The following is a 12,243-nucleotide window of genomic DNA, read 5'->3' as shown; positions in this document are numbered from 1 at the left end:
ACCACCGCCACTTCCTCGCCGACCCGCGGTAGGCGAATATTTCCGAACCGACTGCCCGCGCCGGGCGACATGATGCGAAGCCAAGGAGAACTGTTCTCGTCGTAATTGCCCAGCCTATCCCAGTGGAACTGGACCCTGACGCGCCCGTAGCCATCGGTGTGGATCTCGGCCCCGTCAGGTCCGACGACGATGGCTGTCTGGATGCCGGGATAGGTGCAGGGCTGGCTGTTGTAGTTGCGGCCCGGGCGCCACTGAATATCTTTGCGCACGCAGCGGAACGTGTTCTCGTAGTTCGACGGCGCGCCCGGTCCGGCCTGGTAGTTGTTGCTGGCCTCGTGGTCGACGGACAGGATCAGGTAGTCCCGGTCGGCGATGCTGGGGTGCGGCGCCTCGTCCCACCTGGCGGCCTGCAGCTCGGCGCTGAAGTGGCCGCCGAGCTTGAAGAACCGGCCCGGCTGGGCGGTCCGATCGTTGCCGCGCGCTTCGAAATATTGGGTGTTCGCGTCGCGCTCGCCCATGCGCCGGTAGGCGAGCTTTTCGCCGTCGTCGTGGGTGCGAAAACCGTACGACCCAGTGTTTTCGTAGACCTCGTATGGATAGACGTCGCCCTGGTTGTTGAGGGATTCGGCGGTCGAACGCTGCACAATCGGGTTCTTGTAGTCGAAGCTGGCCAGGGTCGTCTGGCCGGAACCGATGCGGCGCACGGGGCTCCATTCGCGGATGCCATCGTCTTCGAGCGAGCCGGCCTTGTCGCGGAACGGAATTGCGGCGGAATCGTCGCTCCCGGTCGGATCGATCGGTTGCACGAGCGTGCTTCTATCGGTGAGCCAGAGCGTGTGTCCATCGGCCCGGTGCTCGTACCAATACATCAGCCCAAGTGCCTCCCAGCGGCGATGCAAATGGTTGTAGTCGGTCTCGTCGTACTGGTTCGCACAGGTCAGCCGCGGATCGTCGTCGATGATGTGCGTCCGCCAGTCGGCCTGGCGGTAATGGGCGAAGGTAAGTTCGGTCAGTTCGATGACGCTCTTGCCGTGGAACGATACGTTGTCCTTGCGCAGCCTGGTGAATGCCAGCCACGGTTCCAGCACCATGCGGTAGAACGCGAAACCGCCGTCGGCGCGCACGAAGCGGAATTCGGTGACGTAGCCGTTGAAGTAACGCAGAGAGCCGTCTTCGCGCACGACGGAAATCGTCACCATCCTGGCCATCATCGCCTTCAGGGGAATTCGGGCGTCGTCCGACAGGAGTTCGGCTTCGACGCGAAAGCAGCGTGAGACTTCTTCGCGCGCGGTCATCCGGTTCGGCAGAAGGATCGCTTCCGGTCCATCATCGAGGGGGAAGTCCAGGCGCATCAGGCGGTCGTGCTGGGCATTGTGACTGAACGCCGACAGCGCAGCGCCCGCCGCGATCGCTTGGTTTCCATCCATGTGTTGCCTCCGAGCGTTTTTAGGTATCTGATTTCCGTCGGTAAAGGTACTCAACAGGACGGCGAGTAACCTTGATCAGCAGCAAGAACGCATCCGGGAGAGTGAATGCGGTAGCAAACGCCGATTTGCCCAGCTTGATGGTTCCGGATACGGACCGGTGGGGCGTACTAAACCAATTACAGCCGGGCCGCCGGTGCCACGCCCGTCGCCAGCCGGAGAACGGAGCGGATATCCGGCCGGCTTGCCTTGCCTTCCGTGCCCGTCAGGAAGGAATTCCAGCCCAGGCGTTTCCGATCCTGCCCTTTGGTCCTCAAGGTCAGTGGCTTGAGGCACGGCTTGTCCAGCAAGAGCCTGACTTCATACTGGATGGCGGGCACGGCAAACAGGCTGACCATGTCCTTCAATGCCGCGTGAGACCGGCCATGCGGCAGGAAGGCCGTCGCCGTTTCCTCATCCAGCGGGCCGATATGGAGGCGGACACGCAAGTCGTTGCGCCACGTGCGCGTACCCAGGGCGGCGCCGAAGCCGAGGGTGGGATCGGTGACGCCAAGCGTGCTGCGGATCGTCGCCGGCAGCGGATCCCAGGCGCCGACGAATTCTTCGAGACGCACAGGAACGCCGAAGTAGTCGCCCAGCACGCGTTCCACGGTCGAGGCGGCGATCGGGCGCGTCCGGAGCAATCCAGCGTAGAAGGCGGCGACCTCCGACGGAATCGAGTCGAAGGGCCGGGATGGCCCGAAACTGGCGGGCCGAAGACCACCCAGTGCGGTCAGCAGCGGCAGCAGATCGTCCCGGGCGCGCGTATCCAGGCCGTGTTCGACACGGTATTTTCCCCACGCCTCGTAGAACAGGCCGACGGCGCGATTCGAAAACAGATCGATGAACGGCTTCCAGCTTTCGTCGGTGCCGGGGCCCGTCCTGGCGGCCGCGCGTTCGGTGTCGTGCAGGGGCAGGGTGCCGCTTGCACCAAGCAGTCCGATGAATGCGGGGGTGATGTGAATGCGAGGTGCCCCGGCAGCTTGCGCCGATTCGACCCGCATGCTTTCGATCTCGCTCGCCGGAAAAGCCAGCGACAGGCTGTTACGAAAGCGCAGCACTTCGTCGAATGCCTGGCGGTACGGGATGCCCTGTTGGCGCAACATCCGCACGAGGATGTTCAGCAGTTGCGCGAACCGGTAGCGGTACGGCGCCGCGAGCAGGCGCTCGATCATGACAGGGGCATGCTGCCGCTTCGCGGTTTGCATCGGCACAGTTCCTCCCCGGTTTGATGCGACAGGATCACCAGCTCGATAAAGCTGTTCATCTGAACGTATAGCGCAAAGAACTGGTCGATGACCTGCACGAACAGGTGCAAGCCGGCGCCGACGAAAGCTTCTTCGTCGATCGTCAGGCGGACTTCGGTCCCGTGCGCGAGCGACGACCCGCGCTTGTGCCTGATCCACGCGGTCGCCTCGGCATGTTCGAGTCCGACGACGCCGGCGATCTGCCGCCGCGATACCGCCGATCCGGTGAAGTCGTACAAGGCCAGCATCTCGCGCAGGCCGTCAGCCCCTTCTTGCGCCAGTGAGTGATGGTTGAGCGTCAGGTGCGAGATGAGGCGCCAGTGGATGCCCTGGCCATTCGCCAGGCGATGGGGACGCGTGGGCCGGCGCAGAAAACCTATCCGCACGCCCTGCGTCGTGCCGGGAATGGACAGGTCGCCGTCGGCCGACCCGCATTTCAACAGGGAGGGCAAGTCGCGGTTGGTGCAGGTGAGGTCGATCGACAGCGTCGTCTGCTCGACCGCGAGCGGCTCGCCGCCGGTATCGACGAGCGAGATGACTTTTTCGTGGCCGGGGCTCGTGACTGCCAGCGTATCGTCATGGCGCACTATCCAGTAGCGCCCCTTGTGCGCATCGCTTTCACCGTGCCGGAGCGCATAGAAGGGGCGAAACTCGATCGGCGCGATGTTCTTGCCCGCCTGCCGCACCATGTGGACCCGGTCGACCGAATACACTTCGTACCCCGCCGCATGGGCGGAATGCGCAAGCACGCTGTATTCGGCGGTCCGTTGGTCGTACCGGATCGGGACTGCCGGTTGACTGAACAGGTTGACGACAGGGGTGCAGCCGGTGAGCAGGCTGTGTACCGACAGGCCGGCGAGCATCCTGGCCTGGTCCGAGCCCGGCGGTACGCCCGCCAGCGCCAGGTGCAGCGTGAAGCGCGTGCAATCCGGTGGAAGCCGGGCGCGGAGGGCGGCCAGGTCGATGTCGACGAAGTTGAATTTCTCCGGAAAGGCGAAATACTCCGCAAGAATCCGGTAGGCGCGGTGCGAGCGGGCATCGAACGGGATCAAGGCGTCGTCGTCGGTGAAGCCGACCGCGGCGATCGGTATCGCGGCGAGCGGTACCCATGCACCATCCGCGCCTGCCTGGACGTAGGCCGATACCGTGCGCATGAACAGCGCATCGCGCAACGCCGCGCGGAACGATGCGTCGCCGTCGAGATAAATCCGCAAGGGTGCCGACGTGCTGGTGGACACGGGGGACGTGAATTCGATACCGATGGCCGCCGCCACGCCCGGCGCGAGCCGGGTCGACGACGGCGCGTGGATCACCGCATCGAACCAGGCGGACGTAATGGCGGCCGGAGACGGCGCGACCTCATAGGCGGTCTGGAATTTGCAGTGCACGTCGCGGACGGGCGCGGACTCGAGCAGCGTCCCGCGCGGGAATGCCGCGGTGCCCGGGTCGGCGTCCTGGGCGGCCGGGAGGAAGCGCACGATCGCGCACGACGGGAACGGCCTGAGATAGTGCGGAAACAGGAGATCGAGCAGCGCCTCCGTGAATTGCGGATAGGAGTCGTCCAGCCGCTTCGACACCCGGGCGCACAGCAGGGCGACGGACTGGATCAGCCGTTCGACATGGGGATCGTCGCAAGCCTCGCCGCCGAGCTGCAGCTTGGCCGCGACCTTCGGATAGCGCTCGGCATATTCACGGCAAAGCTGCCGCATGGTGACGAGCTCGCGTTCGTATTGGGCAAACAGTTCGTCCATGGTGTCGTGTCTAAGGAGCGCTGCGTACGCTCTGGATCGAATAGCGCTGGAGCGACGGCTGGAACACGGCGTTGAACTGCATCGGATCGGCCACCGGCGCGTTCTTGAGTTCGGCGGTGATCACGAAGTCGACCCGGTTGATGGCGCCTTTCCTGGGCTGCAACGTCGCCGTCACCTTGTACAGCCTCGGTTCGTGCCGTTCGATCGCCTGGCGGACCGCGGTGCAGATGCGTTTCTGGTCCGTGTCGCTCGTCATGCACATGCCGGCGAAATCGATCAAGCCATAATTCGCGACCGATCCGCTGACCGCGGGATAGCTGGCCAGCATCTCGGGGAGCACGGCGGACCGGGTATTGAGGAGCGCTTCCAGGTCGCGGGTAATGCTTTCCTTCCACGCGTCGCCCTTCCGGGCGGGCGCGCGGGATTCGCGGCGAGGGGCATCGTCGTCGGCGTCCAAACGGTCGAACAATCCCGGCGTGAAACTCTGCATACTGTTTCCTTTCAAGCCGTCTCGAAGCGGAGGAAGCGTCATTATTGCCGTCTGGTCGAAAACAAAATTGCGTCCTGTCAACAGACCCGGCGAGGAGCACGGCGGTCGAGGTTGATGCGCCAGATCAACAATCTCCGCGCAATGCCCGCCATGCTTTCTGGAATGAACGTTGAACGAGGAGGATGCGATGAGCTTGGGAGCGAAGATCTTGTGGTCCGAAGGGCTGACGCTGGGCCCCCAGCATTTCCAACGACAGGACCTGTACCACGAGACACGCCTGCTCAGGATGGCGTCGGCGCTCAATCCGAACTTCTGGGGTGTCCGTCTGCTGCAATGGAATATGGATGGGCTCGGGCACCACCTGCTCGAAGCGCAGGCCATGTCGCTGATTTTCCAGGATGGGGAAGTCTACGAGGCACCTGCGACGGACCTGTTGCCGGTCCCTGTCGACCTGACCCAGCTGCCCCAGGAAACCAACACCTTCACGATCTACGCCGCGCTCCCGACCATCCGGCCGCACGGCGCCAACGCGGAAGAGGGCGGCCGTTACGTATTGGCCGAGTCCGAGACTTCCGACCTGTTCAGCGACGCGGTGCCGATCGACGTGCCGTTCCTGAAGAAGCGCGTCCGGCTTCTGACGCACGCCGACCCTCGGGATGGACACGTCAGTTTTCCCGTGCTGCGCATCCATCGCGATCCGCGCGGCGGCTTCGAGGTCGATCCGGCGTTTGTCCCGCCGTGCGTGGCGATCGGCGCCGCCCGCCCGCTCCAGCAACTGCTCGACGGTTTGATGAGCGCACTGACGGCCAAGATCGTGTCCCTCCACAACGCGCACCGGAAGACGAATGCGGCCACCTTCGAGGTGCATGCGGGCGATATCACCTCGTGGTGGATGTTGAACATCATCAGCACCGCGAACGCGTCCCTGCAACATTGCGCGCGGTCGCGGGTGCAGCATCCCGAGGCCCTGTACGAGAAGCTGCTAGCGCTCGCGGGCGGATTGATGACGTTTTCGGACCGGTACGCGACGGTGGACCTGCCGGCCTATGTCCACGCCGATCCGGGCGTCACGTTCGCACAGCTCGATGCCGTGATTCGCGACCTGGTGGATACCGTCATCTCGGCCAGGTACTTCATCATTCCGCTCGTCGCCGAGGACAATCGGCGCACGCACTACCGGGGCACCCTGGATGCGTCGAAGCTGACCCCGGAAACGCAGCTCTGCCTCGCCGTGAGCGCGGACATGCCGGCGCTCGAACTGGTGGCGGCCGTGCCGGTCAGGTTCAAGGTCGGATCGCCCGACGACATCGAGCGGATCGTGGCGTCGGCATTGCCCGGCATCGCGTTGACGCACATGCCGCAGGTGCCGGCGGCGGTGCCGGTGCGTCCCGATACCTATTACTTCTCGGTGTCGACCAAGAACGGGCTCTACGAAAATGCGCTGAAAGCGGAAGCGATCGCGATCTATGCCCCGGCCGGGATGCGTGAACTGAACATCGAATTGATCGCGTTCACGCAGTAATCCCGGTGCCTCGTCACCCGCGCATGCGCTTGTGCAGGCGCGCGAAGCTGATGGCCGCGCCCAGCAAGGCGATGGCGGCGGCCGCCGCGAGGGCGTAGCTGGTGCCGTGGTGCTCCGACAGGACGAGGCAGCCGGCCACCAGCGCGGCGCCGCTGGCCTGGCCCGTCAGGCGCGCCGTGGCGACGATGCCACTCGCGCCGCCGGCCCGTTCGCGCGGCGCGCTGCCCATGATCGCTTTCATGTTCGGCGCCTGGAACAGGCCGAACCCGGCGCCGCAGACGGCCATGCGCCACGCGATGTCGATCGTGCCCGGCGCGTCCGGCATCCACAGCAGCGCCAGCATGCCGGCGCACAGCACGAGCAGGCCGATCCCGGCCATCAGGCCGGACGGGTAGCGGTCGGACAGGCGGCCCGAGATCGGTCCCATGATGCCGACCAGGACGGGCCAGGGCGTCAGCAGGAAGCCCGTCTCCACGGGCGAACGGCCGAGCACCTGCTCGAAGTGGAAGGGCAGGGCGACGAAGGCCAGGCTCTGGACGGCGAACGTGCACACGGCCGTCAGCGCGGACAGTGCGAACAGCGGCCGCGCCAGCAGGTCGGTGGGCAGGATCGGCGCCGCGTGGCCGCGCTGGCGCCGCAGCAGCAGCGCGAAGCACGCGAACGTGCCGGCGGCTTCCAGGCCGAGGCGGACGGGCGGCGCGCCGTGGGCCGCGTCGCCCAGCAGCAGGATCAACAGGCCGAACGCGCCGGCATTGCATAGTGCCGCGCCGGCGTCGAAGCCGTGCGTGGCACCGTGCGAACCCGGCGCGTTGTCGGGCAGGACCCGGCGGGCGAGCACGAAGGCGGCGGTGCCGATCGGGACGTTGATGGCGAACAGCCACGGCCACGAGGCGAACGCCAGGATCATCGAGGCGATCGTGGGCCCGACGGCGAACGCCACCGCCACGACGAGGGCGTTCAGGCCGAAGCCCTGGCCCTGCTGGCGCGCCGGATAGATGGCGCGCATCATGGCCGTGGTCACGCCCATCAGGGCGCTCGCGCCGAGACCCTGCAGCAGGCGCGCGGCCACGAGCAGCGGCAGGCTCGTCGCCAGCGCGCAGAACAGCGACGCCAGCGTGAACAGCGCCAGGCCGCACGTCGCGACGCGCCGGTAGCCGATGCGTTCGCCCAGCGCCGCGAACGGCAGCAGGGTGGCGACCATCGCCAGCTGATAAATGTTCACGATCCACACGGAGGCGGCGGCGCCGGCGTGCAGCTGGCGGGCCAGTTCGGGCAGGGCCGTGTTGGCGATCGCCGTGTCGAGCGATGCCATCGACACGCCCGTCATCAATGCCGCCATCGCCCAGCGGCGGCGCGCCGGCGGCAGGCCGTCGGCCGGGAGTGCGGCGGGTTGCGGCGTCACGCCGGGGGCGGCTCCGCGGACAAGTACAGTCTCGCTCATCTCAATCCCTGACGACGCCCGACGGGCCGACGCGCTCGGCGTTCGGCACATCCGAGATGCGGATGCGGATCAGGTGGCGGCGCTCGTCCGTGTAGGTCGTGCGGCCGTGCAGCATGTTGTGGTTGTCGGCCAACATCAGGGTGTCGGTCGGCAGCTGGTCCTTGAAGCGCACGGCCTGGTGCTCGGCCACGTCGTTCATCAGCGCCAGCGCGGCGCGCAGCTCGGGCGTTTCCAGGTCGGGGCGGGCGGCGAGGCCCTTCATGATGGAGTCGTAGCGCCAGCGCATGGTGAAGCGCGTGCCGGGACGCGTGGCCGGCCCGAACACCAGCGCCACGTTCACCTCGACGTTGTTGTCGCCGGCCGCGTAGATGGCCGGAACGCGGAACGGCACCGGCGTCGTGCTGAGCAGGTCGAACGCCTTGCGGCCTTCCTCGGTCTTCTGCAGTGCCAGGTAAATGTCTTCGCCGTCGACCAGCAGCGAGTGGCCGCCGTCGCAGCGTGCTGCGTTTACCACGTACAGGATGAACTGTTCTTCGGGCATCGGGTAGAACGACGAATCGGTGTGCATGTCGGCGCTGCCGATGCGCTCGGAAAACGTGGTGAAGCGGCCGTCGATTTCTTCGAGCGGGCGGGCGCGGACGTCCCAGGCCACGCGGCCCGTGCGCTGGTCCGTCGAGGTCGGGTAGCCGAGCATCAGCGTGATGGCATACAGGGCGGCATTGCGGCGCTCTTCCGGCAAATGCGCCAGTCCCAGGTCGTACAGCACGACGCCGTGCGCATTCAGGCCGCGGACGCCTTCCGTCAGATGGGCCAGGGTCGGGACCCGGGCCAATTCCTTGCGCAATTCGATTTCGTCGGGATGCGCATAAAAACCGTTGTTATTAAAACCATCGAAGCGATTCGACAATATGTCAAAAATGGAATCCAGATCCGAGTTCCAGGAAAAAGCCAATTTTGCAAATGCAACCTTGCCAAGATAAGAAATAGAGGTAAGCATGAGGAGCTCCAGAAGTTGCCCGAAGGAAAGATCCGTATTCTAAAAGATATCAGGACTACGTATCGTTGTTTTTGTGTCTTAAAATAACTTTATTTCAAAAATATAAGTAACGATCGGACTGTCGCAAAAACTCGACAAGAATGGAAAAGGAGGATGTGTAGACATCTCGCGTCGGTTATCATGGTTGATGTGTGGAAACATTGTAACATGAAGGTCAACATTTCAAACGGTCACCATGAGATATTTATCAAGCCTGCGTCTTGCTACGAAATTGGGAATTGCATTTGCCGCCGTGCTGGCGCTGACTGCACTCGTCGGTGCTGTCGCGATCTGGCAGCTAACACAAGTGAATGACATCTCGATGAAATTGTCATCACACTGGATGCCAAGCATCCGTGTCATCGAAGACATCAAATCGCAGCTCGCCCGTATTCGCACCCGCGAATTGCAATACATCATTTCCAACGAACAGTCGGAAATGGATAAATACGACAAGGTCATCGCAAAAGACCTGGTCGATCTGCACAAGATGCAGGACGACTATGTGAAACTGCAGGAATCGGCCGAAGAAAAGCAGATGTATACGCAACTGCTCGAGATGTGGGACCGCTACATGATCGAGGACGGCAAGATCCGTGCGGCGGCGCGCGCCGGCGACGACGCGCTGGCCAAGAAGCTGATCCGCGGCGAGTCGAACAAGCTCATCGTCGCGCTGCGCGGCCACGTCGACAAGATCGTCGACATGTACACGGAAGGCGGCCGCGCGGCGGCGGTCGAGGGCAATGCGCGCTACACGGCGTCGCGCGTGTGGATCCTGTCGCTGGTGCTCGGCAGCGTCGTGCTGGGCGCGGCCGGTGCCGTGTTCATCACCGGCTGGCTGATGCGCCGCCTGGGTGGCGAGCCGGATTACGCCACCGAGATCGTCACGCGCATCGCCGCCGGCGACCTGTCGGTGCGGGTCGAGACCCGTGTCGGCGACCAGGCCAGCCTGTTGTACGCGATGAAATCCATGCGCGACAACCTGGCGAAGATCGTCGGCGACGTGCGCGGCGCGACGGCGACCATTTCCCAGGCCTCCGACGAGATCGCCGGCGGCAATCTCGACCTGTCGTCGCGCACCGAGCAGCAGGCCAGTTCGCTGGAAGAGACGGCCGCGTCGATGGAAGAGCTGACGTCGACCGTGAAGCAGAACGCCGAGCACGCGGGCCAGGCGAACGCGCTGGCCAGCACGGCGGCGGGCATCGCCCAGAAGGGCAGCGCCGCCGTGGCGCGCGTCGTCGACACGATGGGCTCGATCCACTCGTCGTCCCAGAAAATCGTCGACATCATCGCCGTCATCGACGGCATCGCGTTCCAGACCAATATCCTGGCGTTGAACGCGGCCGTGGAAGCGGCGCGCGCCGGTGAGCAGGGCCGTGGTTTCGCCGTCGTCGCGACGGAAGTGCGCAACCTGGCCCAGCGTTCGGCCGCGGCCGCGAAGGAGATCAAGGAATTGATCGGCAGCTCCGTGCAGCAGGTCGAGGCGGGCAACCTGCTCGTCAGCGAAGCCGGGACGACCATGAACGAGGTGCTGAAAAGCGTCGAGCGCATGGATGCGATCATGGCCGAGATCAGCCATGCGAGCCGCGAGCAGAGCGCCGGTATCGAACAGGTGAACCAGGCCATCACGCAGATGGACACGGTGACCCAGCAGAACGCCGGCCTCGTGCAGCAGGCCGCCCATACGGCCCAGAGCCTGCAGGAGCAGGCGGCCGCGCTGGACCAGCTGGTCAGCGTGTTCCGCCTCGACGCGTTCGATGCGCCGCGCGAGTCGGAGCACTACATGGGCCATGGACGGGTGCCGGCGCTGGCGCGCGCCTGATCCACGCCTTCTCACGAAAAACGGCAGCCCGCGGGCTGCCGTTTTTGTTTGCGGGAGCGCCGGAGCGCCGGCCGCCGGCCCGCGCGGATCAGCGCATCTCGCCGATCATCTTTTTCAGCTTGCCCGAATCGGCGCAGAACGCACGGATGCCTTCGGCCAGCTTCTCGGTCGCCATCGCGTCTTCGTTCAGCATGAAGCGGAACGTCTTCTCGTCGAGTGCGATCTTGTCGATGTCGGCGTTCGCGTCCGTCACCAGCTTGCGCTCGACCGTGCCTTCGGTATCGGCCAGCTTTTGCAGCAGGTCCGGCGAAATGGTCAGCAGGTCGCAGCCGGCCAGTTCCAGGATCTGCGACGTGTTGCGGAAGCTCGCGCCCATCACCTCGGTCTTGTAGCCGAACTTGCGGTAGTACTGGTAAATGCGCTTGACCGACTGCACGCCCGGATCGTCCGCGCCCTGGTAGTCGGTGCCGGTGGATTTCTTGTACCAGTCGTAGATGCGGCCGACGAACGGCGAGATCAGCTGCACGCCGGCTTCGGCGCAGGCCACGGCCTGGCACAGCGAGAACAGCAGCGTGAGGTTGCAGCGGATGCCCTCTTGCTCGAGGATCTCGGCGGCGCGGATGCCTTCCCACGTCGACGCGATCTTGATCAGCACGCGCCCGCGGGCGATGCCGGCGGCTTCGTACAGGGCGATCAGTTCGCGGCCCTTGGCGACCGTCGCCTGCGTGTCGAACGACAGCGCGGCGTCGATTTCGGTGGACACGCGGCCCGGCACGAATTTCAGGATCTCGGTGCCGAACGCGATCAGGAGACGGTCGACGATTTCCTCGGTCGACGCATGCGGGAAGTCGGCGATGGTCTTTTCCAGCAGCGGACGGTATTCCGGCTTCTGGACGGCCTTCAGGATCAGCGACGGGTTCGTCGTCGCGTCCTGCGGCGCGTAGGCCTTGATCGACTGGAAGTCGCCGGTGTCGGCCACGACGGTGGTGTACTGCTTGAGCTGTGCGAGTTGGTTCATGATGCGCGCGAAATGAAGAGTAGGCGGTTATTGTATCTGGAATGTAGGGCGGGCCCCCGCGGCGGCGCGTGACGTTCGCGTCAGGCCGGCCGGCGCGTGGGCACGGGGTGCCCACCCTTGTATCTTGATAGAGTTGATGGTTAGCTACCATCAGCTGAGGTGAAGACCAGCTTGTGCCCACCCTTAAGGCATCGACCTTCGAGTGTAGATTAAGCCCTTCACCTCTCCCACCCCATTGCTGAACACTGGACGGTATCCGAGGGCGCTGACCCTGCATGTACAAGGCGAGTGTGGAGTGGATTAGGGAAATCAATAACACGAGGAAGAGTAATGTTTTATCTTGGCGTAGACGTTTCGAAGAAAAAACTGGACTGCATGCTGCTCAACAGTACGAACGACAAGTTGAAGTCCAAATCGTTATCGAATACGAAGGCTGGCATCGAAGAACTGATC

General features: G+C 64.4%; 9 protein-coding genes. 2 read left to right on the top strand and 7 right to left on the bottom strand.

What is annotated here, in order from left to right:
* The 4 genes from U9J41_RS28945 to tssE all read right to left on the bottom strand — a co-directional run.
* Window positions 1-1,427: type VI secretion system Vgr family protein (locus U9J41_RS28945; RefSeq protein ID WP_322405612.1), on the bottom strand; the 1,427-nt coding region annotated here is incomplete at its 3' end.
* Window positions 1,428-1,603: 176 nt separating this feature from the next.
* A complete protein-coding gene (gene tssG / locus U9J41_RS28940) occupies window positions 1,604-2,671 on the bottom strand; it encodes a type VI secretion system baseplate subunit TssG (protein ID WP_322405654.1) in 1,068 nt (355 codons plus the stop codon).
* A complete protein-coding gene (gene tssF, locus U9J41_RS28935; RefSeq protein WP_322405652.1) occupies window positions 2,635-4,461 on the bottom strand; it encodes a type VI secretion system baseplate subunit TssF in 1,827 nt (608 codons plus the stop codon). The genes tssG and tssF overlap by 37 nt, the downstream gene beginning before the upstream one ends.
* Before the next feature lie 10 nt (window positions 4,462-4,471).
* A complete protein-coding gene (gene tssE / locus U9J41_RS28930; RefSeq protein ID WP_322405651.1) occupies window positions 4,472-4,951 on the bottom strand; it encodes a type VI secretion system baseplate subunit TssE in 480 nt (159 codons plus the stop codon).
* A gap of 169 nt (window positions 4,952-5,120) precedes the next feature.
* Here tssE and tssK point away from each other — a divergent pair, with 169 nt between their 5' ends.
* On the top strand, window positions 5,121-6,473 hold the full coding sequence (tssK, locus tag U9J41_RS28925) for a type VI secretion system baseplate subunit TssK (RefSeq protein ID WP_322405650.1): 1,353 nt from the start codon (window positions 5,121-5,123) through the stop codon (window positions 6,471-6,473).
* Between the two features lie 13 nt (window positions 6,474-6,486).
* Here the strand turns inward: tssK and U9J41_RS28920 are convergent, their stop codons facing one another.
* Window positions 6,487-7,914: an MFS transporter gene (locus tag U9J41_RS28920; RefSeq protein ID WP_425261300.1), complete on the bottom strand. Its 1,428-nt coding sequence runs from the start codon at window positions 7,912-7,914 to the stop codon at window positions 6,487-6,489.
* A gap of 1 nt (window position 7,915) precedes the next feature.
* Window positions 7,916-8,758: a TauD/TfdA family dioxygenase gene (locus U9J41_RS28915; RefSeq protein ID WP_322405648.1), complete on the bottom strand. Its 843-nt coding sequence runs from the start codon at window positions 8,756-8,758 to the stop codon at window positions 7,916-7,918.
* A gap of 388 nt (window positions 8,759-9,146) precedes the next feature.
* On the opposite strand from U9J41_RS28915, the gene U9J41_RS28910 reads away from it, so the two are divergent.
* On the top strand, window positions 9,147-10,772 hold the full coding sequence (locus U9J41_RS28910; protein ID WP_322405646.1) for a methyl-accepting chemotaxis protein: 1,626 nt from the start codon (window positions 9,147-9,149) through the stop codon (window positions 10,770-10,772).
* Between the two features lie 88 nt (window positions 10,773-10,860).
* On the opposite strand, the gene tal is transcribed toward U9J41_RS28910, so the two are convergent.
* On the bottom strand, window positions 10,861-11,790 hold the full coding sequence (tal, locus tag U9J41_RS28905) for a transaldolase (protein ID WP_322405644.1): 930 nt from the start codon (window positions 11,788-11,790) through the stop codon (window positions 10,861-10,863).
* Between the last annotated feature and the right edge of the window lie 453 nt (window positions 11,791-12,243).

Source organism: Massilia luteola (genome assembly GCF_034420155.1).
Taxonomy (GTDB): Bacteria; Pseudomonadota; Gammaproteobacteria; order Burkholderiales; family Burkholderiaceae_D; genus Telluria; species Telluria luteola.
Note: the sequence above shows the minus strand (reverse complement) of the source record. Positions and strands in the feature narration are given on the sequence as shown.